Source organism: Paraburkholderia sp. J67, from assembly GCF_905220265.1.
Taxonomy (GTDB): Bacteria; Pseudomonadota; Gammaproteobacteria; order Burkholderiales; family Burkholderiaceae; genus Paraburkholderia.
The window spans coordinates 32,745-58,453 of the sequence record NZ_CAJMZK010000009.1 but is presented as its reverse complement, the minus strand read 5'-3'; the positions used below and the strand labels follow the sequence as shown (position 1 = coordinate 58,453).

General features: G+C 64.3%; 25 protein-coding genes. 15 read left to right on the top strand and 10 right to left on the bottom strand.

Going from position 1 to position 25,709, the window contains the following annotated elements:
• Positions 1 to 327: 327 nt before the first annotated feature.
• Positions 328 to 1,185, top strand: a complete 858-nt coding sequence (locus tag U5782_RS18365) for a transporter (protein WP_322045290.1) — start codon at positions 328 to 330, stop codon at positions 1,183 to 1,185.
• 193 nt (positions 1,186 to 1,378) lie between these two features.
• Complete coding sequence (locus U5782_RS18360; RefSeq protein ID WP_322045289.1) at positions 1,379 to 1,669, top strand: DUF4148 domain-containing protein; 291 nt, start codon at positions 1,379 to 1,381, stop codon at positions 1,667 to 1,669.
• Between the two features lie 130 nt (positions 1,670 to 1,799).
• On the opposite strand, the gene U5782_RS18355 is transcribed toward U5782_RS18360, so the two are convergent.
• The 3 genes from U5782_RS18355 to U5782_RS18345 all read right to left on the bottom strand — a co-directional run bounded on the left by U5782_RS18355 (position 1,800) and on the right by U5782_RS18345 (position 6,622).
• Positions 1,800 to 2,978, bottom strand: a complete 1,179-nt coding sequence (locus U5782_RS18355) for a porin (RefSeq protein ID WP_322045288.1) — start codon at positions 2,976 to 2,978, stop codon at positions 1,800 to 1,802.
• Positions 2,979 to 3,189: 211 nt separating this feature from the next.
• Positions 3,190 to 5,625, bottom strand: coding sequence for a membrane-bound PQQ-dependent dehydrogenase, glucose/quinate/shikimate family (locus U5782_RS18350; protein WP_322045287.1), 2,436 nt, complete (start codon positions 5,623 to 5,625; stop codon positions 3,190 to 3,192).
• A 337-nt stretch (positions 5,626 to 5,962) separates the two neighbouring features.
• The gene (locus tag U5782_RS18345; protein ID WP_322045286.1) at positions 5,963 to 6,622 is read right to left on the bottom strand and encodes a TetR/AcrR family transcriptional regulator; all 660 of its coding nucleotides are present in this window, start codon (positions 6,620 to 6,622) and stop codon (positions 5,963 to 5,965) included.
• Between the two features lie 159 nt (positions 6,623 to 6,781).
• Here U5782_RS18345 and U5782_RS18340 point away from each other — a divergent pair, with 159 nt between their 5' ends.
• Positions 6,782 to 8,074: an NAD(P)/FAD-dependent oxidoreductase gene (locus U5782_RS18340; protein WP_322045285.1), complete on the top strand. Its 1,293-nt coding sequence runs from the start codon at positions 6,782 to 6,784 to the stop codon at positions 8,072 to 8,074.
• Positions 8,075 to 8,161: 87 nt separating this feature from the next.
• On the opposite strand, the gene U5782_RS18335 is transcribed toward U5782_RS18340, so the two are convergent.
• On the bottom strand, positions 8,162 to 9,115 hold the full coding sequence (locus U5782_RS18335) for a LysR family transcriptional regulator (RefSeq protein ID WP_322045284.1): 954 nt from the start codon (positions 9,113 to 9,115) through the stop codon (positions 8,162 to 8,164).
• A gap of 463 nt (positions 9,116 to 9,578) precedes the next feature.
• Positions 9,579 to 10,520 carry a hypothetical protein gene (locus U5782_RS18330; RefSeq protein ID WP_322045283.1) on the bottom strand — a complete coding sequence of 314 codons (942 nt, stop codon included), beginning with the start codon at positions 10,518 to 10,520 and terminating at the stop codon, positions 9,579 to 9,581.
• Positions 10,521 to 10,907: 387 nt separating this feature from the next.
• Here U5782_RS18330 and U5782_RS18325 point away from each other — a divergent pair, with 387 nt between their 5' ends.
• From U5782_RS18325 to U5782_RS18275, 11 genes are all read left to right on the top strand, one after another.
• On the top strand, positions 10,908 to 12,233 hold the full coding sequence (locus U5782_RS18325) for an MFS transporter (protein WP_322045282.1): 1,326 nt from the start codon (positions 10,908 to 10,910) through the stop codon (positions 12,231 to 12,233).
• 78 nt (positions 12,234 to 12,311) lie between these two features.
• Entirely contained in the window at positions 12,312 to 13,241 is a 930-nt protein-coding gene (locus U5782_RS18320) for a LysR family transcriptional regulator (protein ID WP_322045281.1), read from the top strand.
• Between the two features lie 206 nt (positions 13,242 to 13,447).
• Positions 13,448 to 13,942, top strand: coding sequence for a hydroxyquinol 1,2-dioxygenase (locus U5782_RS18315; RefSeq protein ID WP_322045280.1), 495 nt, complete (start codon positions 13,448 to 13,450; stop codon positions 13,940 to 13,942).
• A 48-nt stretch (positions 13,943 to 13,990) separates the two neighbouring features.
• Positions 13,991 to 15,019, top strand: coding sequence for a hydroxyquinol 1,2-dioxygenase (locus tag U5782_RS18310; RefSeq protein WP_322045464.1), 1,029 nt, complete (start codon positions 13,991 to 13,993; stop codon positions 15,017 to 15,019).
• Between the two features lie 47 nt (positions 15,020 to 15,066).
• Positions 15,067 to 16,533, top strand: coding sequence for an aldehyde dehydrogenase family protein (locus U5782_RS18305; protein ID WP_322045279.1), 1,467 nt, complete (start codon positions 15,067 to 15,069; stop codon positions 16,531 to 16,533).
• A gap of 7 nt (positions 16,534 to 16,540) precedes the next feature.
• Positions 16,541 to 17,608 carry a maleylacetate reductase gene (locus U5782_RS18300; RefSeq protein ID WP_322045278.1) on the top strand — a complete coding sequence of 356 codons (1,068 nt, stop codon included), beginning with the start codon at positions 16,541 to 16,543 and terminating at the stop codon, positions 17,606 to 17,608.
• A 36-nt stretch (positions 17,609 to 17,644) separates the two neighbouring features.
• Positions 17,645 to 18,517 carry an intradiol ring-cleavage dioxygenase gene (locus tag U5782_RS18295; protein ID WP_322045277.1) on the top strand — a complete coding sequence of 291 codons (873 nt, stop codon included), beginning with the start codon at positions 17,645 to 17,647 and terminating at the stop codon, positions 18,515 to 18,517.
• A 5-nt stretch (positions 18,518 to 18,522) separates the two neighbouring features.
• On the top strand, positions 18,523 to 18,834 hold the full coding sequence (locus U5782_RS18290) for a YciI family protein (RefSeq protein ID WP_322045276.1): 312 nt from the start codon (positions 18,523 to 18,525) through the stop codon (positions 18,832 to 18,834).
• Positions 18,835 to 18,837: 3 nt separating this feature from the next.
• Positions 18,838 to 19,182, top strand: coding sequence for a Rieske (2Fe-2S) protein (locus tag U5782_RS18285; RefSeq protein ID WP_322045275.1), 345 nt, complete (start codon positions 18,838 to 18,840; stop codon positions 19,180 to 19,182).
• A gap of 179 nt (positions 19,183 to 19,361) precedes the next feature.
• Positions 19,362 to 20,396 carry an acyltransferase gene (locus tag U5782_RS18280; protein WP_322045274.1) on the top strand — a complete coding sequence of 345 codons (1,035 nt, stop codon included), beginning with the start codon at positions 19,362 to 19,364 and terminating at the stop codon, positions 20,394 to 20,396.
• A gap of 51 nt (positions 20,397 to 20,447) precedes the next feature.
• Positions 20,448 to 21,104 carry a glutathione S-transferase family protein gene (locus U5782_RS18275; RefSeq protein ID WP_322045273.1) on the top strand — a complete coding sequence of 219 codons (657 nt, stop codon included), beginning with the start codon at positions 20,448 to 20,450 and terminating at the stop codon, positions 21,102 to 21,104.
• 20 nt (positions 21,105 to 21,124) lie between these two features.
• Here the strand turns inward: U5782_RS18275 and U5782_RS18270 are convergent, their stop codons facing one another.
• From U5782_RS18270 to U5782_RS18250, 5 genes are all read right to left on the bottom strand, one after another.
• Entirely contained in the window at positions 21,125 to 21,535 is a 411-nt protein-coding gene (locus U5782_RS18270; RefSeq protein WP_322045272.1) for a hypothetical protein, read from the bottom strand.
• A gap of 86 nt (positions 21,536 to 21,621) precedes the next feature.
• Complete coding sequence (locus U5782_RS18265; protein WP_322045271.1) at positions 21,622 to 21,933, bottom strand: hypothetical protein; 312 nt, start codon at positions 21,931 to 21,933, stop codon at positions 21,622 to 21,624.
• Positions 21,930 to 22,304: a phage holin family protein gene (locus U5782_RS18260; RefSeq protein ID WP_322045270.1), complete on the bottom strand. Its 375-nt coding sequence runs from the start codon at positions 22,302 to 22,304 to the stop codon at positions 21,930 to 21,932. Before U5782_RS18260 ends, U5782_RS18265 begins: the two co-directional genes overlap by 4 nt.
• A gap of 112 nt (positions 22,305 to 22,416) precedes the next feature.
• Positions 22,417 to 23,280 (bottom strand): mechanosensitive ion channel family protein, encoded by an 864-nt coding sequence (locus tag U5782_RS18255; RefSeq protein ID WP_322045269.1) that lies wholly within the window; start codon positions 23,278 to 23,280, stop codon positions 22,417 to 22,419.
• A 245-nt stretch (positions 23,281 to 23,525) separates the two neighbouring features.
• On the bottom strand, positions 23,526 to 23,660 hold the full coding sequence (locus tag U5782_RS18250; protein WP_322045268.1) for a hypothetical protein: 135 nt from the start codon (positions 23,658 to 23,660) through the stop codon (positions 23,526 to 23,528).
• Between the two features lie 369 nt (positions 23,661 to 24,029).
• On the opposite strand from U5782_RS18250, the gene U5782_RS18245 reads away from it, so the two are divergent.
• On the top strand, positions 24,030 to 25,682 hold the full coding sequence (locus U5782_RS18245; protein WP_322045267.1) for an ABC transporter substrate-binding protein: 1,653 nt from the start codon (positions 24,030 to 24,032) through the stop codon (positions 25,680 to 25,682).
• Positions 25,683 to 25,709 lie beyond the last annotated feature (27 nt).

Below are 25,709 nucleotides of genomic sequence, written 5' to 3'. Positions count from 1 at the left end.
CGTGTGCGTGGGATATCCGCGGACATCAACGCGCGCACAAAGGCGGGGAGACGTGGCACCAAAGCGGTGCCGTAGCGCAAGGCGAAGGGCCGGCTGGCACAACGCCATGTCGGTCGCTACGAACGCCGCGAATAGGCAAGGTGTTTTTTTGGGGGCGCAACGTACAGCGTTTCCCTTTTCGGGCAGGTTCGTTGCCCAAATCACCGATGGCGTTACTGGCGAGGCTGTGACAACTTCCGTAAGCGGTCGAGCATCAAATTCCCGGGCTTTGACGTCTAGCCGCATGATTGTGGATAACAGCGGCGCGCTCGCATATCGGAGGTTGCCTTGCTTCAACCGGATGAAGAAGGACGCGCCCGCGGGTATCAGGGCAAGCGAGCACGTCAAGTGACGGCGGAAGTCATTGCTTGTCTGACGATGCAATTCGCTGGTTGTTCACTCGCATTCGCGCAAAGCGATCAGGATCTGGCCAAGCAGTTGAGCAATCCCGTCGCCGCGCTGATCAGCGTCCCGTTCCAGTTCAATTACGACTCGAACATCGGGCCGGCGCGGGATGGCGATAAGTCTTACCTGAATTTTCAGCCCGTCATTCCGTTTCACCTGAATAGCGACTGGAACGTGATTTCCCGGACAATTCTTCCCGTCGTAACCCAGAACAGCGTCTCTCCTGGTTCTGGGTCGCAGACGGGCCTGGGTGATGTAGTCCAAAGCTTCTTTTTATCGCCGCAGAAACCCACCGCTAACGGCTTGATTTGGGGTGTCGGCCCTGCATTGCTTCTGCCAACTGCTACCGATAGTTTGCTTGGCTCGGAAAAGTGGGGGGCCGGTCCAACCGCTGTCGTGCTCTGGCAATCGAATGGATGGACATATGGGATGCTCGCGAATCATATCTGGTCGTTTGCTGGCAACAGTGATCGGTCCGGCGTCAGCTCGACCTTCCTTCAACCGTTTCTTAACTACACAACGCATGACGCGTGGACCTTCGGCTTGAATTCGGAGTCGACATACGACTGGAACCACCATCAGTGGTCGACGCCCATTAACGCCTCCGTGACGAAGCTTTTGAAATTCGGCACGCAACCGGTAAGTATTGGAGGTGGCGTTCGTTACTGGGCAGCGAGCCCTGACTCCGGGCCGCATGGATGGGGGGCACGTCTCATCGTCACCTTCCTTTTTCCCCATTGACCAATCACATCATTGCCCGGTTGCTGGACCTTCGTTGGGAAGTACAGCACGTGCGTGATGCGCCACCTGCGCAGCTACGCTCATCCCGTGGAATTAAAGAAAATTACATCTGGCCGATCATGTTCCCATACCCGCCATCACCTAAGCTGGGCGCACTTCACTACGAACCTGCAAACTCAACTGGAAGGCCCATATGGGAGCACACCTGCGATATCTCGCGGCACTGGCCGCGACGACCTTGAGCCTGGCTGCTTATGCCGGGCCGATCCTGACGCCGCATCAATGCGCCGATTACCCGTTCAAGCACGTGGCGGCAGGGAAGGTGACGCACGCCGAATTGATGAACGAACTGGGCGAACTGGAAGCGCGAGGCTATCAACCCGGTTCGGACGACGGCGTCTATCCGAGCGATCTGCAAGCCGCGCAAAAATCCCTGACCGCCGACTATCGCGCGGACTGCCTCAAGTTTCATCGCAAGACCTGAGCGCCGTTCACGCGCGGCGAGCGCGCATAAAAAAAGGCAGCGATACGAGGCGATACCTCGATTCGCTGCCCAACGTTTTGCGCGTTGCTGCTGCGCGTTGCTTGAAGACTAGAAGTAAAAGAACGCCGTCTTAGAACGCAATCGCGAGACCGAACATGGCGACGAACTGATTGCCCGTCGACGACGCCGACGTGTTCTGCGAATCGCCGACCATCGCTACCGCATCGACCACGTCGCCGCTGCCGTTCGCGCCCAGCGTCTTGCCCGAGGCATGCTGATACGCCTGAATGGTGTAGAGCGTCGTGCGCTTGGAGAGGTGATACATCTCGCGCAGCGAAATCTGCTGATAACGCGCCGCATCGTGAATGCCGTTCGCGGCGGACGCGCGCGTGTAGCTATAGCCGCCCGACACTTCGATCGGCGTGCTCACGCGGTAGCTCACCAGCGCGCCATACGAGTTGAACACGGCGGTATCGGTGAAGAGCGAATGGCTGCCCGGACGATAGACCACGTTCGAGTAGTTCACGCCGAACAGCAGATTGCCGAACGTGTAGGTTGCCAGCGCCGCCGCGTGCTGCACGTTGTTGGCCGACAGATAGCCGGTGTTGATCGTCGAGTGCGGGAAGGTTGCGCTCGCGTTCGGATCGAAGCCGCCCGAATAGCTCGTGTTGTTCATGCGCAGATAGCCCAGACCCACGGAAAGCGGGCCGCCGTCGTAGCGCAACGCCGCGCTGAACATGCTGCCGCTCTTCATGCTGCCCGCCACGCCACCGAAACCATACTGCACGCTGCCACGCAGCCCGTGGATCGAGGGCGAGGTGTAGGTCACCGAGCTATTCGCGCGAATGTCCGTATCGAAACCGTCGATGTCGCCGGGGTGCGCGCCCGTTGCGCCGGTCAGGTAGGTGACCGGGCCGAGCGTGCCGGCGAGCAGGTAGTACGGCGTGTACTGGCGGCCCATCGTCAGGGTGCCCAGATTGCTGTCCTGCAAGCCGACGAAGGCATAGCGATTGAACGCGAGACCCGCCGACTGCTGCGCGCCGGTGCCCGGATCGAAGCCTTCCTGCAAATCGAAAATCGCGTTGAGCGTCGAGCTCAGTTGCTCCGTGCCCTTGAAACCGAACTTCGACGCGTACAGGTTGCCGTTGCGCGTGTACAGGTTCGAATGGCCGCCCTGATTGCTCGTGTAGACGAGCGCTTCGTCCACATTGCCGTACAGCGTGACGCTGCTCTGCGCCTGAACCGGTTGCGAGATGGCCGCGGCGCACACGAGCAGCGAGCCGCCCCAGAAAAAGTGTTCTGATTTCATCGTTTTAGTGACTGGCGATCCAGTGAGGAATGTCCGTGCGGCGCTCATGAACGGCACATGAGCCACCCTGCCTCGCACGGCAACGCTTCTGGATTTAGAAGAATATTTGAACTGAGTAGTTAAAAAACGGGTGCTGCAAAAACAACAGGGCGCGTATCGAACGCGCCCTGTCTGCCGGAAGTCCGCTACGCGAACGCCCGGCTCATACTGCTTAGTGCGTCTGCGGCAGTGCGTAGGCGATCACGTAGTCGCCGCGATCCGGCGACTGGCGTGCGCCGCCCGCCGAGATCACGATGTACTGCTTGCCGTCGATGGTGTAGCTCATCGGCGTGCCCTGGCTGCCCACGGGCAGACGGGCCTTCCACACTTCCTTGCCGGTCGAGCTGTCGAACGCGCGCAGGTAGTAGTCTTGCGTCGCCGCGAAGAACACCAGACCGCCGCCCGTCGTCAGCGAACCGCCGATGGTCGGCATGCCGATCGGCGTGGGCATGTGCATCTGCACGCCGTAGAGGCGCGTGTCCTTGACCGTGCCGAGCGGCACTTGCCATGCCACGCTGCGCGTCTTCAGGTCGATCGCCGTGAGGCTGCCGAACGGCGGCTTCTGGCACGGAATGCCCAGCGGCGAGAAGAAGCGGTCCTTGGTCACCGAGTACGGCGTGCCGCCGAGCGGCACTGCGCCCATGCCTGCGTTGACGGCTTCGTTACCGTCCGAGGTGCCGCCGCGCTGCGCTTCCTTCACGAGGTGCACCCAGAGGCCCAGGCGCATGTCGTTCACGTAGATCATGCCGGCGTTCGGGTCGTACGACAGACCGCCCCAGTTCATGCCGCCGAGCGAACCCGGGAAGCTCAGTGCGTAGTCCGTGTCCGGTGCGGTGAACAGGCCGTCGTAGCGCATGCCGCGGAACGTGATGCGGCACATCAGCTGGTCGATCGGCGTGACGCCCCACATGTCAGCGTCCTTGAGCACTTCAGCGCCGATCTGCGGCATGCCAACCGACAGCGGCTGGGTCTTCGAATACGGCTCGTTCGGGATCGTGCCCGGCTTGACCGGATGCTCGACGACCTTGGTGAGCGGCTTGCCGGTCAGACGGTCGAGCACGAACAGCTGGCCCATCTTGGTGCCGACGATCAGCGCCGGCACCTTCTTGCCGTCTTCCATCGGGAAGTCGATCAGCGTGGGCTGCATCGGCACGTCGTAGTCCCAGAGGTCGTGGTGGACCGTCTGGAAATGCCACTTTTCGGCGCCCGTGGTCGCGTCGAGCGCGAGAACCGAGCCGCCGTACTTCTCGTCGAGCGCCGTGCGCTTGACGCCCCACAGGTCGATCGCGGCGTTGCCGGTCGGCATGTAGACGGTGTTCGACGACGCGTCATAGGTCATCGGCGCCCACACGTTCGGGGTCGAACGCACGAAGGTCTTGCCGGTGGCCGGTGCGGCGTGGTCTTCCGGGCTGCCCGGATCGAACGCCCACTTCATCTTGCCGGTCATCACGTCGAAGCCGCGGATCACGCCGCCAGGCATGTCGAGCGAGACGTTGTCGGCCACGCGTCCGCCCACGACCACGGTCGTGCCGGCTACGGTCGGTGCGGAGGTCAGCTGGTACAGCGGGCTTTGCGCTTTGCCCAGACCGGCCTTCAGGTCGATGATGCCGTGATCGCCGAAGTCGTCGCACAGCTTGCCGTTGTCGGCGTCGAGCGAGACCAGCTTGCCGTCGATCGTGTTCATGTAGATGCGGCGGCGGCAGGCGGCGGGGTCACCCGACGTGTCGATCGCCGACACCGGCGTCGAGCCGGCCACGGTGGGCTGCACGATCGGCTGGGTGGCGTCGAAATAGGCGAGGCCGCGGCAGCGCACCCAGACCGTAGTTTTGGTCGGGAACGCATGGCGCCATTTTTCGGTGCCGCTCGCGGCATCGACGGCGATCACCGTGTTGTGCGGCGAGCACAGGAACAGCGTCTTGCCCACCTGCAGCGGCGTTTCCTGGTCTTCCGAGCCGCCACCGTCCGGGCTGAGCGGCGTGTCGCCGGTGTGGAACGTCCAGGCGACCTGGAGATCCTTCACGTTGTCGCGGTTGATCTGCGCAGCGCCCGCGAAGCGGTCGCCGCCGGCCGAGTGGCCGTACGCGGTCCAGTCGCCGGTGCCCACGTTGCCCGCAACGGGCGGCGTGGTTTCGGCGCCGAACTTGCCGTGCGGCACGAACATGCCCCACACGAACGCGGCGTTGCACAGCGCCAGCACGGCCGCGATGCCCCAGGCCTTGCCGCAGGCGGGCGACTTGCCTTCGCCCTTGCGCAGCACGGGGACGAGCGGCGCGAGCAGCATGCCGATCATCGAGAACATGAAGATGCGCGTGTTGAGCGGCCAGAAGTCGAAGCCGACTTCCCACACAGCCCACAGCGCCGTGGCGATCAGGAACACGAGGAAGATCGTGAAGGCGACCGAGCGGCGGCGCGCGAGTTGCACGCCGGTGGCGCACAGCGCGAGGCCGGCGAGCAGGTAGTACCAGCTGCCGCCGCGCGCGATCAACATGCCGCCGCCGATGAGGAAATAGAGGCCGAGCAGCAGGCCGACGACCCCTACGAGGGTCAGGCCGATACGGGCGGCCTTTGGAATCTGATTATCTGAATCTGTTGTTGGTTGCTTCGACATCGTTTAGTTCTCGAATGGACGCTAAAGGCTCGCCTGGCCGTGGGCCGACGCGGGCGCTTTTCAATTGGGGCGCAAACGTCAAGCTTTGAGCTAGATTAACCAGTTGGTACATTTTATTAAGAATTTTGAAATCCTGCCCGCAATTTCGCAGCACTGTGGCTCAAAAAAGCCCAGGCGGGGGAGCGGGATGCGGTTTTCGACGGGCGCAATCGGGCACGAACGGGCGGCGCGCTGCTCACCGGGACGGGCGAGCAGCGGGTGATGAGGGCAGTGGGGTGGTGCGGCGGCGGGCGTCAGACGCCCGCGGAAAGGGAGGAGAGTCAGCGCCCGGGAACGCTCAGGCGAGTAGCGCGAGGGTCGTTTCCAGCACCGTGCGCTTGAACTTCTTCGGATTACTGGGCAGCGTGGAGAACGCCAGCATCAGGTGGCTGTAGCCCACGGTCTTGCTCACGCCGTTGAGCAGGACGAAGAACAGCATGTCCGCGTCTTTCACCTTGAGCGCGCCTTGTTTGGCAGCATCGTCGAGTAGCGGCACCAGCACGTTGTAATACGGGCGCACCATCCGCTCGACGAGAAAGTCCAGACGCGCGCCTTCTTCCGTCGCGGCGGTGGAGAAGAACAGACCGATATCGGGCTCCTCGAAGACCTTGTCGATATAAATCTCCATCGCGCGATCCACGCGGGCCTTGGCGTCCAGTTCCGAGTCGCGCAGCGCCGCCGTGGCCGCAATCATGGGTTGGGCGTGCGCGACGATCTGCTCGACCACCGCCTCCCAGAGCGATTCCTTCGAGCCGAAGTGATGCGCGAGCAAGGCCGGATCGACACCCGATTCACGTGCGATCTCGCGCACGCTGGTGGCGTCGTAGCCGCGCGTGCCAAAGGTCTTGCGTGCGTTGCGCAGAAGCACCTCGCGGCCGACCGACGCTTGCTGCGCCGGGCGTCCACGGCCGCGCCGCACGGGCTCCGACGTTGACGATGCAGTGGCCTTCTCTTTCATGCGGATCCGCGTCCCCTTTTTTCGATGAACGTGAGTGTAACTGAGCGCGAGCGCGCGTCCTTCGCCAGTTCTGCGGGCGCGGGGCGAAGCGCGGTCGTTTGACACAGGCCGTGTTGAGGGTTTACCATCAGTTTTTATTCATTGCGTGTTGAATTAAAAATGACGAATCCGGTACGCATCGTAATCGTGGGCGGCGGCATCGCCGGCATCCTGTTGGCAACGAAGCTGGGCGATACGCTCGGGCGCGCGGGCAAGGCTCGCATCACGCTGATCGACAAAAGCCCAACCCATATCTGGAAGCCGATGTTGCACACGATCGCGGCCGGTACGCGCGACGTCCAGCAACAGCAGGTGATCTTCCTCGCTCACGCCAGTGAGCACGCCTACGCCTACGAGCCCGGCGAGATGCTCGGTCTCGACCGCGCGCGCCGGCGCGTGCAACTGGGTGCGCTGACAACGCCCGACGGTGGCATGGTGCTGGAGCCGCGCGAAGTCGAATACGACGTGCTGGTGCTTGCGCTCGGCAGTCGTGCGAACGATTTCGGCGTGCCAGGCGTCGCCAGTCACTGCTATTTCATCGACAGCCAGAAGCAGGCCGAGACCTTCAACGAAGCGCTGCGGGCGCGGGCGTTTCGCAGCGTCGCGCGCGACGAGGCGTTGCGCGTGGCGATTGTCGGAGGTGGGGCGACCGGTGTGGAACTCGCCGCGGAATTGAGCCGCCTGCTCGAAGTGGCGAGCGCCTATGGCGATGCGTCGGTGCGCGAGCGTCTGCAACTGACCTTGCTCGAAAGCGGCCCGCGCATTCTGGGCGCGTTTCCGCCCAATATTTCCGCTTCGAGCCAGTTGCAACTCGAAAAGATCGGCTTCAGCGTGAAAACCGGCACGCGTGTGACGGAAGCGACGCCGGGTGGCTTTGTCTACGACGGTGGCGCGCTGGCCGAAGCCGACCTGATGGTCTGGGCCGCAGGCGTGAAAGCCGCGGACTTCATGAGCGGTCTGGGCGGACTCGCGACCAATCGCGCGAACCAGATCGTGGTGGGCCCGACCTTGCAATCCACGGAGGACGATCATGTCTTTGCACTCGGCGACTGTTCCAGCCTCACGCCCGACGGCGCCGAACGCGCGCTCGCGCCCACCGCGCAGGTCGCCACGCAGCAGGCCGAGTATCTTGCGCGGCATCTGCCGGGCTGGCTCGTGGGCAAGCCCATGCCTGCGTTCGCGTTTCATGACTTCGGCTCGCTCGTGTCGCTGAGCGATTACGATGCGTTCGGCACGCTCGGGCGCTTTGGCTTCTTCCGGGGCGGTTTCATTCGCGGCCGTCTTGCGCAGTTGAGCCACGCGATGTTGTACCGCCGCCATCAGCAGGCGCTGCATGGCTTGCGCAAGGCCACGCTGCTGTGGACCGCCGAGCGCATCAACGGCTGGGTGCAGCCGAAGATCCGGCTTGCCTGATTAGGCTGCATAAAAAACGCCGTACGTCGTGCCAGGACGTGCGGCGTTTTTACATCGTTGATTCGTATCGCTAACGATTGCCCGATTTCAGGCCGGGCACATCGCCGAGCGGCCATAACGCGCATGCCATAAGCCCAGCTCCTGTTCATGCTCGGCCACGCGTTGCGGCACGGCCTCGCGCAGAAACTCCACGAGCGTCTTGATCTTGGCGTCGAGGTACTGGCGCGATGCGTAGAGTGCGTAGACGTTGATCGGCTTCAGGCGCGCATGCGGGATCACCTGCACGAGGCTGCCGTCGCGCAGACCTTGCAGCGCCGTGGGGATCGGCAGCATGCCGATGCCCATGCCCGCGCGAATGGCTTCGCCCAGCGCTCCGGCGATATTCACGGTAAATGGCGCTTCGCGCATGGGCCGCAACGATTGCTCGTTGCCGTCGGCGTCCTCGAAAAGCCAGGGCACCGACGGCAAATCCTGCAATGAAAGCTGCACGCAGGTGTGCTCTTCCAGCTCTGCGATCGAGCGAGGCGTGCCACAGCGCTGCAAATAGCGAGGCGATGCGCACAGCACCGAGCGCGTCATGCCCAGCCGCTGCGAGACCAGCGACGAATCCTTGAGACTTTGCGCGACCACGATTCCCACGTCGAAACGCTCTTCGAGCAGGTCGGGGGTGCGCTGCGACAACACCAGATCGACCGATACGCCTTCGAACTGCTGCGTATAGCGCGCGAGCAGCGGAGTAAGGTAGTGCTGGCCGAAGCCTGCGGGCGCATGCACGCGCAGCCGGCCATTGGGCAGGGCGGTGGCGCCCATCGCCTCGGCGTCGGCCAGTTCGACCTGGTTGAGGATGCGCTCGCAGTGTTCGAGATAGCGGCGGCCCGCCTCGGTCAGCGACATCTGGCGCGTGGTGCGATTGAAAAGGCGCGTTTGCAGGCTGGCCTCGAGCTCCATGATCGCGCGCGAGACGGCGGCGGTACTGAGGGAGGCGCGCACGGCGGCTTTGGCAAAGCCGCCGGCTTCGGCGACGCCCAGAAACAACTTCATGCTACCCAGCTTGTCCATTGGATTCGGCTTCTATGACTGTCCAGCGGGGCCGGCAGGGCGACGCTACCGCGAAGCGGTTTGTGCCGGTTTCCGTTGGGATCAGGGTCGTTGGCGCGCGCGCGAAAGCCCCGCGAGACGGGGAGCGCGGGCGCGGCGGCGCGCGATTGGCCGCGACAGCGAAGCGATGAAACCGGCGTGATGTGCAGGGTGGTGCCGTTTATATTCAACGCATGATGAAATAATTTTACTTTGCCGGCGGGGGAATTGTCAAAGGGATCTGCGGCACGGCCAACGTGCGGCAGATCCCCTGGAGATGAAGGTTTGGGGCAATCGCGCGGTCAATGCCACAACAACGCGATCAGGATGATGACGGGAATCGGCACGCCGAGGAAAAAGAGCAGCAGTGAGCGCATGTCAGCCTCCAGAGAAGATTGCAGAACAGTTCGTTATTGGCCTGGCGGGTTCAGAATTCGCGCAGCCGTCCGCCCACGGTCGCCATGAAGCTGGCGGTGAATGCCCCCATCAGCAGCGAGACGAACAACCAGAGCGTGGCGCGAATGGTGACTTTGCGGGCCTCGTCGGCGGCGGCGCGCGCGGCGGTTTCCATCGCGTTCATCTTGTCTTGCAGGCGCGCGTAGGTGGTGCTCACGCGGGCCTGGGCGTCCGCGGGCGCGAGACCGGTTTGCTGCGCGACGACTTGCGAGACGTAGCGGGTGTCTTCCGGCGAGAGCGCGCCACCTGATGGCAGGGCGTTGAGGAAGATGCGCGCGACTTCCTGCTTTTGCGCGACGTCGGCGAGCGCCTGTTCGGGGCGCGTGGCCATCGGTGCCGGCGCGCCATCGACCGGGCGCAGCATGCCGTCGATCAGATAGCCGACGGGCCAGGTCTGCCAGGCCGCCTGCGCGTTGCCGCGATCGACGCCGCCCAGACCCATCGCCGAATGCGTGCCGGTTTCGGCGGCGGCCATCGCGGCCGTGCGTCCGAGCCCCGAGACGGTCGAGGCGAGCAGGCAGGCCATCACGAGCGTCGCCAGCGCCCAGGCGAGAAAGCCGTGCGCCGTATCGCGGAAGTGGGTTTCGTCGCTGCTGATGCGCGGCCAGTGGCGGCGCAAGCGGCCCGCGAGATAGCCGCCCAGGCCCGACGCCATGATTTGCGACACGCAGATCCAGATGACGACCGCCGCGCCGAAGGTCTTGGCGTGCGCGCCGCTGCCCGGCCACGGCGAAAGCGACGACAGGCCGAGGCCCGTGCCGAGCGTGAGCAGGATCAGCGAGAACGCTGCCATGCCGACGGCGCCCGCGAGAATCGCGCGCCATGAGACGGCCTCGCGCGGCAGGCCATATTGCGTGGCCGCGAGCGATGCCTCGACACTCGCGGCGCTCGCGCCCAGTTCGGTTTGGTTCATGGTGGCTCCTCCATGGGGTGAGGGCGCCGTGCGCGCTGCTAGGTGCGCTGAAACGTGCGCTGTTACTGGCGATACACGCGCCGGGCCGTTGAGGGCACTTGAGCAGAATCCGTGCCGCGCTCCCGCCGGATAACGGCTCACGCTTCACCGCTTCGGATGCCTGAATGCGTCTACCGGTAGTTGTCCTGGGTGGGAAGTTTGACGCCCGCGCGCGAACTGCGATGGCCCGTACATCCTTGCCTGGCCTGCGCGGCGGCCCATTGAGGCCATTGTTTGCGTTTCGCGAATGACGCATTCGCGCGTTGTCCCGTACTCCTGCAGGGGCGCTCGCGCCTATCTTTGGCGCGTCGGCGAGGCTCGCCGGCCACGGCGACCAAGGAGACAAGCATGCAAACGAACAGGCAAACGAATCGAATCGAACAGGACCGGCAGGCATCGGCCGGCGGATGGGACGTGGCGTATGAATGGAAGGCCGTCGTGCTGCTCGCGCTGGGTTTCGGCCTGGTTGGGCTGGACCGCTGGCTGATCGCGCCGCTCTTTCCGTCGATCATGCGCGACCTGCATCTGAGCGCACAGGACGTGGGCAATTGCATCGGCATCCTGGGGCTGTCCTGGGGCATCTTCGCCGCGCTGATGGGCGGCATCTCCGACAAGATCGGGCGGCGCAAGGTGCTGATTCCTGCAATCATCGTGTTCTCGCTGCTGTCCGGTTTCTCCGGCATGGCGGGCGGCTTGATGAGTCTGCTGGCGGTGCGCGCGCTGATGGGCGTGGCCGAGGGCTCGTTCTGCCCGACGAGCTTCGCCGCGACCGCCGACGCCTCGCACCCGAAGCGTCGCGGCTTCAACCTCGGGCTGCAACAGAGTGGCTTCGCGCTGTTCGGCCTCGCGCTGTCGCCGATCATCGCCACGCAGTTGCTCGGTTTCGTGTCGTGGCGCTGGGTGTTCGCGCTGGTGTCGATTCCGGGCTTGATTCTCGGCGCGCTGATGTTCCGCGTGATCCGCGAACCGGCGGCGCCCAGCGTTGCGCACGCCGCGCCGTGCGAGCGCGGCAACTGGCGCACCGTGCTCAAGAGCCGCAATATCCCCGTCGCCATGGCCGCGCTCTTTTGCGCCATGACGGGCGTGTTCGTGCTCGGCGCGATGTTGCCGCTCTATCTCACCGACTATCTCTCGCTCGGCACGCGGCAGATGGGGCTCGTGGTTTCGGCGATCGGCTTTGGCGGGTTTGTTGGCCAGTTCGGCTTGCCGGGGTTGTCGGATCTGCTCGGGCGGCGTCTCGCGACCGTGGTGGGCTTCGCGGGGACGGCGCTCATGCTGTATGTGTTTCGCGGAATCGGCGCGCAGCCGCTGATGTTGTTCGGGGTCCTGTTCGTTGCGTCGTTCTTTACGCTGGGTCTCGTTTCGTTGCTCTCGGGACCGGTTGCCACCGAGGCCGCGCCCATCGGCATGGTCTCGACCTCGATCGGCATTGTGGTGGGTGCGGGGGAGATCTTCGGTGGTGGCGTGGCGCCCGCGCTGGCCGGGTATGTCGCCACGCACTTCGGCATTCAGAACATCCTTTGGCTGCCGATCTGCGCTGTTGTGCTGGGGATCGGGGTCAGTCTGCTGCTGGTGGAGACCGCTCCGGCGAAGGTGCGGGGTCGGCAGTCTGATGCACCGGGCGTTGCGCAGGCAGAGCAGGCCGGTCTTGCAGCCAGCGGCCAGACCGAATGAGTAGAGCGCGGCACGCTCCCTTGTCACCGCCTGCCCCGATTACACTGTGAGTTGGGACAGTAGGACAAAAGGAGCAGCATGGACCGTTTTTTAAGCATCGAAGCCTTCGTGCGCGTGGCGGAGACCAGCAGTTTCGCGGAGGCGGCGCGCCAACTCGGCGTCACGAGTTCGGTCATCACCAACCGCATCCAGCAGTTGGAGAAGTTCGTCAACGCGCCGCTCTTTCATCGCAGCACGCGGCATGTGCGGCTATCCGAAGTGGGCGAGGCGTTCTACCGCGAATGCGCCGAAGTAGTGGGACGCGTCAACGAACTCACCGACCAGATGCGCGAGTTGCGCGCCACGCCCACCGGCCGCCTGCGCATCCAGATGCTGCCGGGCTTCGCGCTCGGCCACTTCGGCGCGCCGCTCGCCGAATTCAATCGCCGTTATCCCGGCATCCAGCTCGACGTGATCGTCAACGATCGCGTCGTCGATCCGATCGAGGAGGGCTTCGATGTTGCCTTCCAGATCTTTCCGCCCATATCCGAATCGCTGATCGAGCGGCGACTGTTTACCGTGCGCCGCTTGTTCTGCGCCACGCCCGCCTATGTGCGCGAGCATGGCGCACCGCAGCATCCGCGCGATTTGTTGCAGCACACCACGGCGCTGTATTCGGGCTATCCGTCGCGTAACCGCTGGGTCATGACGCGCGGCGACGAAGTCGTGGAGATGGAGTTGCCCGGCATGATCCGCTCGAACTCCGTGCATCTGTTGCGCGACTACGCGCTCACGGGCGGTGGCGTGGTTTGTCTGCCCACGCTGGTCGCAAGTGCTGCCTTGCTCGACGGCTCGCTCGTGCCGATTCTCACCGACTACGCGCTCGCGCCGCTGAGCTTTGCCGCCGTCTATCCCGCAACGCAGCGACAGGCGCTCAAGGTCAAGGCGCTAGTCGAATTCCTCGCCGACTATCTCGGCCCCGAGCCCGCCTGGGATGTGCCGCTCATCGAGCGCGGCTGGGTAAGCTGATTCCCTTCCTCACACAAGCGGCAGCGGCACCAAGCCGCGATTATTCGCGATCTGCGAATGCCGTAATCGCTCTGGCGCCGGTTGTTGCCGCCCCATTGCGCTCCTAAAGTTGAACCCAGCGACACCTCTATCAACAAGGTTGCATGGGACCGCGGCGCTCAAGTCGACACATCGACAAACGCGCTGCGATCAACAAGGAGACAGCAATGACCACGTCGTCATTTCACACTGAATTCGGCTCGCTCGCGCATTACCGCAAGGGCGAGATCGAAATCACCAGCGGCTCGGCGAGCCACTACGTTTTTTCCAATATTTTCGAAACCGCGGCGAAGTCAGCGCCCTATGAAAAGGTCGTGGCGGGCAAGAACCTCGACTACGTGATCGAGGTGCTGCGCACCGAAGGGCCATCGCCGTGGTTCGCCTGCGCCCACGACGAATTCGTGATCCAGATGGATGGCGAAGTGCGCATCGACTTCATCAAGCTTGACGCGCCGCCCAAGGGAGGCAAGGGCACGGTGCCCGCGGGCGCGCAACCGCAAGGCCGCGCGATGGGCCATGTCGTGCTGCGTCGCGGTCATCAGGCGCTGTTGCCGGCGGGCTGCGCGTATCGCTTCAGCGCGAGTCAGGCGGGCGTGGCGCTCGTGCAGACGATGTTAGGCGAGTTGTCCGTGCAGAAGTGGGCCGAAATCTGCATCCATTGAAATTATCAGGATTCCAGAACGACTATTCCAGGATTCAGGAGACACATGATGGCCACCTTGGACACTTTCGACACCCACACGAGCCCCGCAGGCTTTGCCGCGGACCTGGTCCGCGCAAGCGAGCCCGATGACGTGACCGGCTATCGCCGTTACACGCTCGGCGCGTTCGAGTTCTTCCGCGACGAATACTTCGTCAAGATCACGTGGCCCGCGAAAGGGCAGATGCGCACCCACGCGATTCCCGCCGACGCCTTCCTGCGCGCAATGATGCGCGACGTCGCCTGGGGCTTCTTCTACGGCTGGGTCAACTTCGACCACGTGTTTGGCACGCGCAACCACTACGGCAAGGTCGACGTGTACGCCGGAACGTTCAACGGCATCCTGAAGGAAGCGGGCGTGGACTACACCGAGACCTTCGAGACGCCCACCATCATGGCGACCTTCAAGGCGATCCTGCATGACTGGACCAATACGGGCTTCGACCCGTTCGCCGCGCCAGAGGAAACCGGCAGCGCCTATGGCCGCAAGCACGGCGAGAACGACTCGGCGATCGAGCGCACGCGCATTGCCACGCGCCGCATGCCGGGCCTCGAAGGCGACTCGCCGTTGCGCGACGATCTGCCCGTCAATCGCGCATTCGCCGACGTCCCTCAGGACGAGCCGGAATTGCACGTCGAGCCGGGTTTCGAAGGCGAACTGCACGCGATCAATCTCTTCAAGTACCTCTCGCGCTCGGACGTCACGTGGAATCCCTCGGTCACTTCCGTATGCGGCCAGAGTCTGTTCTGTCCGACCACCGAGGAATTCATCCTGCCGGTATTCCACGGCAATGACCGCGTCGAGTGGTTCCTGCAACTCTCCGATGAAATCGTCTGGGACGTGGGCGACAAGAACACGGGCGCGCCGCGCGCGCGTATCACGATGCGCGCGGGCGATATCTGCGCGATGCCCGCCGATATCCGCCATCAAGGCTACTCGACCAAGCGCTCGATGCTGCTGGTCTGGGAGAACGCGACGCCCGACCTTCCGAAGCGCTACGAGCGCGGCGAACTGAAGCCTTATCCGGTCGAATTCTGAGCGGTCGCACGACGACTGGCCCGGCACGCATTCAACGAGGATCTTTCATGCAAACCCAACTCTTTATCGACGGCCGCTTCACCGACGCCGTCGAAGGCGGCACGATCGACGTGCTCAATCCGCACGATGGCTCGCTCATTACGTCGATTGCCGCGGCCACGGCCGCCGACGTCGATCTCGCGGTCGCCGCGGCCCAGCGCGCGTTTCCGAAGTGGGCCGCACTTGCCGCCGCTGAACGCGGCCGCCTGCTGCTGCGTCTGGCCGACGCCATCGAAGCGAACGCCGAAGAACTCGCGCAACTCGAATCGCTCGACACCGGCCACCCGATCCGCGACTCGCGCGCGCTCGATGTGCCGCGCACGGCGGCATGCTTTCGCTACTTCGGCGGCATGGCCGACAAGCTGCAAGGCTCGGTGATTCCCGTCGAAACCGGCTTTCTGAACTACGTGCAGCGCGCGCCCATTGGCGTGGTGGGGCAGATCGTGCCGTGGAATTTCCCGCTCATGTTCACGAGCTGGAAGATGGGCCCCGCGCTCGCGGCGGGCAATACGGTCGTGCTCAAGCCTTCGGAGATCACGCCGCTCTCCACGCTGCGCATCGTCGAATTGATGGCCGAGGTGGGTTTTCCGGCGGGCGTTGTGAATATCGTGCCTGGCTACGGGCATACGGCGGGCCAGCGTCTGGCCGAACACGAAGGCGTGGGCAAGATCGCCTTCACGGGGTCGACGGCGACAGGGCGGCGCATCGTCGAGGCCTCGCAGGGGAATCTCAAGCGCGTGCAGCTCGAACTGGGCGGCAAGGGCGCTAACATCGTGTTCGACGATGCGGATCTCGACGCGGCCATCAACGGCGCGGCCTGGGCGATCTTCCACAACCAGGGCCAGGCCTGTATCGCCGGTTCGCGCCTGATCCTGCATGAGCGCATCGCCGACGCGTTCCTCGAACGTTTCGTCTCGCTTGCCGCTTCGATCCGCCTGGGCGATCCGCTCGATGCGAACACGGAAATGGGGCCGCTCACCTCGAAGCAACACCAGGAGCGCGTGCTGGCTTTCGTCGATATTGCGCGGGCGCAGGGCGGTCGCGTGCTCACCGGTGGCAGCGCGCCGACGGACGCCGCGCTCGCGAACGGCTATTACGTGCGCCCGACCGTGGTCGAAGCCGCGACTTCGGGAGACCGCGTGGCACAGGAAGAGGTGTTCGGCCCATTCGTGACCGTGCTGCGCTTTCGCACCGATGAAGAAGCGTTGGCGATCGCCAACGGCACGGACTATGGTCTCGGCAGCGGCCTGTGGACGCGCGATCTGTCGCGTGCGCACAAGCTGGCGGCGCAGATCCACGCCGGCATGTGCTGGATCAACTGCTACAAGCGCGTGAATCCGGGCAGTCCGTTCGGCGGCGTGGGGCAGTCGGGCTATGGCCGCGAGATGGGCTTCGAGGCGATGCACGACTACACCGAAGCCCGGTCGGTCTGGGTCAACGTGGACGGCCAGGTGCCGCCGCACTTCAAGCGCTGAGGCCGCGATGGACTCCTTCGTCTGGCAGGGCACGCCCTCGCGCGTGGTGTTCGGCTGGGGCGCGCTCGCGCAATTGCCCGATGAGATCGGGCGTCTCGGCGCGCGTCGCGCACTCGTTCTATCGACGCCCGATCAGCGTGCGCTCGCCGAACACGTAGCCGACGCGCTCGGCGCGCGCGCCGCAGGCGTGCACGCGCAGGCCGTCATGCATGTGCCCGTCGAAGTCGCCCACGCCGCGCGCGACGCGGCGGTGGCGCTCGATGCGGATTGCTGCGTGGCTGTGGGCGGCGGCTCGACCATCGGCCTTGGCAAAGCCATCGCGCTGACCTCGTCGCTGCCGATCGTGGCCGTGCCCACGACCTATGCGGGCTCGGAGATGACGCCCATCTACGGCCTCACCGAAGGGCGTCTCAAGCGCACTGGGCGCGATGCGCGCGTGCTGCCGCGCACGGTGATCTACGATCCGGCGCTCACGGTGTCGCTGCCCGTGGCGATCTCGGCCGCATCGGGCGTCAATGCGATGGCGCATGCCGTGGAAGCGCTCTACGCCGAGGACGCCAACTCCATCGTCAGTCTGATGGCGCAAGAGTCGATCCGTGCGCTGGGCGAGGCGCTGCCCGTGCTCGTGCATACACCCGCAGACCGTACTGCGCGCAGCCGGGCGCTCTATGGCGCGTGGCTGGCGGGCAGTTGTCTTGGCGCGGTGGGCATGGCGCTGCATCACAAGCTCTGCCATACGCTCGGTGGCACCTTCAATCTGCCGCATGCGCAGACGCACGCCGCCATGTTGCCGCACACCGCTCACTACAACCACGCAGCGGCGCCCGAAGCGCTTGCCGCCGTGGCGCGCGCGCTCGGCGGCGAGCAGGCGCAAGACGCGGGGGCGTTGCTGTTCGCGCTCAATCGCGCGCTTGGCCTGCCGATTGCGCTGGACGACATCGGCATGGTCGAAGCGGGCCTCGACGAGGCGGCCGCATTAGCTTGTGAGAACCCCTACGCCAACCCGCGTCCGGTGGAGCGCCAGGCGATCCGCGCGCTGTTGCAACGCGCGTGGGAAGGCGCGGCGCCAGCGTAAGCGCCGCGTCAAAGCTAAAAGACACAGGAGGACGACATGGCCAATTCCGCAAAGGAAGCCGAACAGGCGCTGACCGAGCAGGTAGTGGCGAGCTTCGCTCAGACGCCCGATGCCCGTCTGCGCACCTTGATGCAGGGTCTCGTGCGCCATCTGCACGCCTTTGTGCGCGAGGCGGAGCCCACCGAAGCCGAATGGATGGCCGCGATCCGCTTCCTGACCGCGACCGGTCAGAAGTGCGATGACCTCGTGCGCCAGGAGTTCATCCTGCTCTCGGATACGCTCGGGGTGTCGATGCTGGTCGATGCGATCAATCATCGGTTGGCGACGGGCGCGACCGACACAACCGTATTCGGCCCGTTCTATATCGAAGGCATGCCCGAGCGCGGCTACGGCGAGAACATGGCGTTTACGCCGGGTACGCCGGCGCTCGTGCAGGGCCGCGTGCTCGACACTGAAGGCTGTCCCATTCCCAATGCCGTGCTCGACGTGTGGCAGACCGCCGACAACGGCATGTACTCGGGTCAGGACACCGCGCAGCCGCACGGCAACCTGCGCGGGCGCTACCGCACCGACGCCGAGGGCCGCTACGCCATCACGACGATCGTGCCGGTGAGCTACCCGATTCCCACCGACGGCCCGGTCGGCCGCATGCTGGCCGCGACGGGGCGGCATCCGTGGCGGCCCGCGCATCTGCATTTCATGATCACGGCGCCGCAGCACCGCACGCTGGTCACGCATCTGTTCGACGAGCGCGATCCGTATCTGGCCTCCGATGCCGTGTTCGGCGTGAAGCCTGCGCTGATGGTCGCGTATCGCGAGCGCGCGGCAGGCGACGAACCTGCCCGGCGTTTTGGTTTCGACGGGGCGTATCGCGAGGCGCGCTACGACTTCGTGCTCGACCGGGGGTGAGGGCGATGGCACGCTATTTCGCGGTATTCGCCACCGACCGGCCCGATATGCGCGAGGCGCGCGAACGCGTGCGTGCGCAGCATCGCAGCCACTTGCGTACCGCCGCGCGGCATGGCGTGTTCGTGCGCCTGGGTGGGGCCACCCTCGCGCCGCAGGATGACTTGTTCAACGGCACGTTGCTCGTGATCGAAGCCGAGGGTATCGACGAGGTCATGGCCTTTGTTAGCGACGATCCGTATATGCAGGCGGGCGTGTTCGAGCGCGTCGAAGTGCGGCCGTGGGACTGGAGCGTCGGCAACCCCGAGCGGAGGGTTTGAGTGATGGAGACGTTGCCTGTCTGCCGCCTCGAGGCGATACCCGACGGCGGCGCGCGCGTGATCGATGCCCAAAATGCTGCCCAGTCGGTCGTGCTGGTGCGGCGCGGTGCGAGCGTTTGGGCCTACGTGAACCGTTGTCCGCATTTTTCGGTGCCGCTCGATTTCGAGCCCGGCGAGGTGGCCTGCTATCGCGCCCAGGTGCTCATGTGTGCGCACCACAGCGCGCTGTTCCGCTTCGAGGACGGTCATTGCATCGAAGGGCCGTGTGCTGGCGCGGCGCTCGACGCCGTGAAGGTGGCAGTCGATGCAGCCGGGTGGGTTGCGTTACTGGATGCCACGCACCAATGAGGGTTTACGCGGATTTATATCGATCCGTTAAATGGATTTTAAATCCACAGGTTTAAAGCGGCCGCAATCCCGCTTTCCAGATTGTTCCTTTCACGCGACAAAGCCGATTTAACTGCAATGTAACGATGCTATAGTCCGCGCCAGTCTTCGGGGAAATCAACAGACATAAGACAAAACGCGTGCATAAAAATAACTACAACCTTTTGCGACTGCTATTTGCCGTCGCGGTGATCTTTTCTCATTCGTTCGAATTGCTGCGCTTTCCGGACCCGCTCGAACGGTGGTCGTCGGGTATGTCGGCGGGCACGCTCGGCGTTTGCGCCTTCTTTCTCCTCAGCGGCTATTTAACGGCGCAAAGCTGGACGCATGAGCCGCGCGCACTCGCGTTTCTCAAGAAGCGCGCATTGCGGCTTTATCCGGCGTTTATCGTGGCGTCGGCGTTGTCGGTGTTCGTCGTGGGGCCGCTTGGTGCGAGCGGCGCGCAATATTTCAGCGACTGGCAAGCCCATCAATTCTTCGCCGATCTGGCCGGCCTGCGCCAGCCGCGCACGCCCGCCGTGTTCGTGAATTCGGCGGTGCCGTCGGTCAATGGCTCGATGTGGACGATCACGTTCGAGCTGCGCTGCTATTTTCTGCTTACCGTGCTCGGTCTGTGCGCCGTCATGAAGCGGCGCTGGGCGATGCTCGGCTTCGCGCTGGTCGTCAATCTCGCGGCCTTCGTCGGTGCGCCGTTGCAGCGCGGGGTGGAGGGCGAAGCGTTTCTTGGCGTCTCGGGCTTCATGATCTGGTTCGCGTCGCTCTATCTGGCGGGCGTTTGCTTCTATCTATTCCGTGACCGCTTGCCGATGCGCGCGTCCTTCGCCGTGTGCGCGCTGATCGGCTTCGGCGCGGCGTTGTTCGCGCCTGCCGGTGTGATGCGTCTGGCGACGGTAACGTTGGGCGCGTACGGCCTGTTCTATATCGGCCAGCTTCAGTCGCCGCTGCTCGCGAAGCTGCGCATGCGTGACGATCTTTCGTACGGTCTCTATCTGTACGGTTGGCCGGTTACGCAGTTGCTCGCGCTCTGGCTGCCGTCGATTGCGCCGCTCGCGCTGTTCGCGTGCGTGACGGCGATCTGCGTGCCGCTCGCCTATGTGAGCTGGCGCTGCGTGGAAGCGCCGGCGCTGCGCCTCAAGCGTGCGCGCGAGCCCCAGGGACAGCCTGTCGCCGCCTGAATGCGGTAGTCTGGCGGGCATCGCCAGACTGCTGGCTTGGGAGGTATCGAGATGTCGCTTGCGCTCTACGGTCATCCGTTTTCTTCGTACACCCAGAAGGTGCTCGTCGCGCTCTACGAGAACGGCACGCCCTTCGAATTCCGCGCCCTGGGGCCGGATTCTCCGCATGCGGCGGACTGGCTGCAACGCTGGCCGCTGCGCAAATTCCCGCTGCTGGTCGATGCCGAGCGCGACGTGGCCGAAACCAGCATCATCATCGAATACCTCCAACGGGCGCATCCCGGTCCCGTGCGCCTCTTGCCCGCCGATCCGATGGCGGCGCTCGACGTGCGCTTCCTCGACCGCTTCTTCGATCTGCATGTGATGACGCCGGTGCAACGCGCCGTCGATGGCGCGTTGACGGGCGACGCCACGAAGCGCGCGGATGGTCTGGCGTTTGCCGCGCAGAAACTCGATCTGGCTTATGCGTGGCTCGATTCACGGCTGGCGGGCCGCACCTGGGCGAGCGGCGAAGATTTCACGCTGGCGGATTGCGCCGCTGCGCCTTCGCTGTTCTACGCGGACTGGACGCATCGGATTCCCGAGACGTTTGCGACCCTGCGCGCCTATCGCGCGCGTCTGTTGGCGCGGCCTTCGTTCGCGCGCGCGGTGCAGGAGGCGCGGCCGTATCGGCCGCTGTTTCCGCTGGGCGCGCCGGATCGGGATTGACTCAGAACGGCAAGGCGGGCTCAGTGGTGCGCCGTCTGTCCGACGAGGCGCGCCCATAAAGCGCGCAGGCGGCGCGCGCGGTCCTCGAAGATGAACGACGCGGCGAGCGTGATCAGTCCCGACATCGCGCCGGTGAGGATCGCTTCGGGGAAGGTGTAGTGACTGGGGTGGGAGTAGGCGTCGCCGATGGCCGTCAATACGCCCATGACGAGCGCGTTGCCATAGCGGTTCGAGTAGAGCTTTGCGGCGGGCGTGAAGGTCAGCAGCACGGCGAGCAGGCCGGTGAAGATGCCGGTCTTGAACGCCAAAGCCCAGTGCGCGAGGCTCATGATGTTGCCCCAGCTCCCGGGCATGCAGGTCATGCAGGCGCTGGTGGGCTGCCAGAAACGCTGCACGAACAGGCGGATACGGCGCTTCCAGTCGGTTGGCATCGGGTGTTCTCCTGAAGCGGGCCGGGGACTTCGCCCGCTTCAAGGCATGCTACACCACTGGCGTCTGCCTTCCGCGCAGACCTCGCTCAATGTGCCGCATGGGTGCGCAGATTGTGCGCGATCCAGCCCAGCCACCCCGTGCGCGCCATGAGCGGTACAACGCGTTTGGGTCCGAACACCAGCGTGCCCAGCACCGCCGATCCGAGCAACGTGACACGTGGCGCGGCGGCCAGCGCGTGACCGAGATTCGCGAGCGTCAGGGCGTTGTCACGCGGCCCGACGGGATACTGACCCAGCCGCAGACCAATATTGGCAATGAGCAATTGCGTGCGCGTGAGCTCCATGCGGGTGAGCACGGCGGCTTCGCGCGCGCGACGCAGGCGGGTTCGGCGGTTCATTTGAGCGCCTCCTTGAGCGTTTCCAGATCGGCCCGCAATTCGTCGCGCAGTAGCCCGAACGATTGCGTCGGTCGTTGCGCGCGCAACATCAGCAGCGCTGCGAACGAGAGAACGAGCCACGCCGCCGCAATGCCCCAGACCACGCCCAGAAAGTACGGCGTGTTCCATGCCGACGCCATCAGCGCAAAACAGAAGAACGACAGCGTAAAGAGCAGGGTGACCGCGAGCGCCACCAGCGCGAGCATTTCGCGCATCACGCGCGCGCGGGTCTCGGCCATCTCGATCGTGAACAATTCGCCGTAGTCCGTCATCCGGGCCATGAGGAACCGCGACACATTGCGCCAGCGGTCGAGCTTTGCTTGCATCGACATGGCCATCCTCCCGCGAAATACGCTGCCTGGCAGCGGGGTCGCGCGTCAAGGGCGCGCGACGCTGATATCGTCGCTACTTCCTCGTCGTGCAGATCCTGTTGCGCAGGTCACGTTACGAATGAGACAGCGCGGCATTCGCCTCGTCGTCTTCGTGCTGCGCGAGCGGCATGCCCGCGACCGCGAGCCCCGCCGACGCCAGCGCGTCACGCGCGAGGCCGCGCAGATCGTCGGCGGCATAGGCGGCATCGGCATGGCGCACCCACGCGCCGATACGCAGCCGCGCACCGCCCTTCGACGGATAGCTGTCCACGGCGACGGTCGGCGCAAGCGTGGTGCCGGCCAGCACGCGCGGTTCGTCGGCGACCAACTTCTTGAGTTCGTCGATGGCGGCCCCGACCTGATCGCGACGCGCGAGATCGATCTTCACGTCGACATGTTGCGTGCCGCCGCTGCTGTAGTTGATGACGGGATTGCTCCAGATCTGGCTGTTCGGCACGAACACGTCGTTGCCGTCGTTGCGCTCGATGCGCGTCGTGAAGAGGCCCACCTCGCGCACGATGCCGGCGGCCGCGCCGCTGCCTTCGATTACGTCGCCCGCGCGAAACGGCCGCAGCATCAGCAACATGATGCCGGCTGCAATGTTCTGCAGCGTACCTTGCAGCGCGAGACCGATCGCAAGACCGGCGGCGCCCAGTGCGGCCAGCACGCTGGCGGTGGCAATGCCGACTTCGCTCAGCGCCGCGACGATCGCGATCACGCGCACGGCCCACGCGCCGATGCCCGCGAGCATGGGCGCGAGCGTCGGGTCCGCGTGCGAGCGGGCGAGCATATTGGCGAAAAGCTGGGCGATGCGGTTCGAGATCCACCAGCCGATCGCGACGATCAGGACCGCGACGATCAGATGGAGAACGTCGTGCGTGACCGTCGCAAGCAGCGACGGCTGCAAATGGAAGAGCCGGTTGAAAAAGTCGTCCATGGTTCAGGGCCACTCACACTCGTTGTGATGGCACTGATACAGCAGACGGCGTGCCCGTGAGCGGGGCAGCGAGGATGGAGGCGCGTGCGGGCGTGGCGCACCGGATCGGGTGCGACCAGCCGGCGCGTTACAAGACGCTCTGCGCGGTCCACAAACGCAAACGCCAGAAGCTCGATGCTTCCGGCGTGCGGTGACGCTACAGCAGATGTACTGACAAGGGCGGACTGCTTTCGTCCGCGGGCCGCTTAGTAGCGGCGCTGGGCTTCTGCGAGCAGTTCGCAGTATTCCAGATGGCGATTGAGCGCCTTCATGCCGAGACGGCCGAGCGCCTCAAAGGCTTCATTCACGTTAGACGAAAGTGCAGCGATCAGCGCAGCCATGATGTCCTCGATTAGTTAGGGCAATTCCCTAGGGGTTTTCCCTATTATAGGCCTCTCTTCCTGGAATACAAGGGTTAACCACTAATAAGCTTATAACCGGTCGCGCCCTTTGCCGGTTATTCGGGCCAGATAGCGTGCCGGGCCTGCAGGGCGGGGCTCGGCGGCCGAAGGCAATAGTTGGTCGGCTTGTTGCGGCAGGTGCTTGCCGTCGGCAGCGCCGATGTACCAGCGCGTTCGTCTTAGCAGCCCGGCAGCTATTGTTGTGCGGATAAATTGGTGGTGCCAGATGAGCCGGATGCGCAAAATCGTGCGGCTATCGCAGCAAAGACTGCTGAATCCCGCTGGTCACGCACCCATCCGGACATCGCCATGTCATTCCGATTTTCACGAGCAGGGGGCGGTCGCGCGCAGCGCGTTGCCCGCACAATCACGCGTTCTCTCGCACTCGCGGCGGCATTTTCCACGCTGCCGCTACTCGCGCATGCCGAGCCGAAAGGCACTCTGGTGTTTTGCAGTGAAGGCAGCCCCGCCGGTTTCGATCCCGGCCAGCACACCACGAGCACCGATTTCGACGCCAGCACCGACACGATCTACAACGAACTCGTGCAGTTCCACAACGGCACGCTCGACCTCGAACCCGGGCTCGCCACCAGTTGGGACAGCTCGCCCGATCAGCGTGTCTACACGTTCCATCTGCGACACGGCGTGAAATTCCAGACTACGGCCTGGTTCCACCCGACGCGCGAGTTCAATGCCGACGACGTGCTCTTCACGTTCAATCGCATGCTCGACGCGCAGCAGCCGTTCCGAAAGGCGTATCCGACGAGCTTCCCCTATTTCAGCGACCTGGGTTTCGACAAGAACATCGCGCGCATCGAAAAGCTCGACGACTACACGCTGCGCTTCGACCTCAAGACGCCCGACGTGATTTTCGTGCGCAATCTGGCGATGAGCTTCGCCTCGATTCTCTCGGCCGAATACGCGGCGCAGCTCAGCGCCGCGCACCGCGAAGCCGACATCAATCAGTTGCCGGTGGGCACGGGGCCATTCCTGCTGCGTTCGTACCAGAAGGACGCACTGATTCGCTACGACGCCAATCCCGATTACTGGCGGCCGCAAGACGTGAAGCTTGCGCATCTGATTTTCTCGATCAACACCGATCCCGCTGTGCGTATCCAGAAGCTCGTGAGTGGCGAGTGCCAGGTGTCGGTATTTCCGCGTCCGGCCGATCTGGAGGTGGTTAAACGCAATCCGTCGCTGAAGCTCGTTTCGGGCGTGGGTTTCAACGTCGGCTTCGTGGCCTATAACACGCAACATGCGCCGCTCGATCGCGTGGAAGTGCGCCGCGCGCTCGATATGGCGATCGACAAACCCGCCATCATTCAGGCCGTGTTTGCGGGCAACGCGAAGATCGCGGCCAATCCGATGCCGCCTTCGCAATGGTCGTACAACAAGAGCCTCAAGGACGCGCCGTTCGATCCGGCGAAAGCGCGCGCCCTGCTCGCGCAGGCGGGTCTGGCGAACGGCTTCGACATCACGCTCTGGGCCATTCCGGTGCAGCGTCCCTACAATCCGAACGCGCAACTCATGGCGCAACTGATTCAGCAGGACTGGGCGAAGATCGGCGTGCGCGCGAAGATCGTGAGCTATGAGTGGGCCGAATACAATCGCCGCGCGAAGCAGGGCGGCGAGCACGACGCGCTGCTTTATGGCTGGTCGGGCGATAACGGCGACCCCGACAACTGGCTGGGCGCGCTGCTGGGTTGCGATGCCGTGCATGGCAGCAACGTGTCCAAATGGTGCGATCCGGCGTTCAATGCGCTGATCGACAAGGCGCGCGCCGACGCCAACGTGCAGGAGCGCACCACGCTCTATGAGCAGGCCCAGGTCATCTTCAAGCAACAGGTGCCGTTCACGCCCATCGCGCATTCGATCGTCTCGCTGCCGGTGTCGAACCGCGTCCAGGGGCTGGTGTTTTCGCCGCTGGGCAGTCATCGCTTCGATGGCGTGTCGTTGCAATAAGCTCAAACGTCTCACTTATCACCTTGC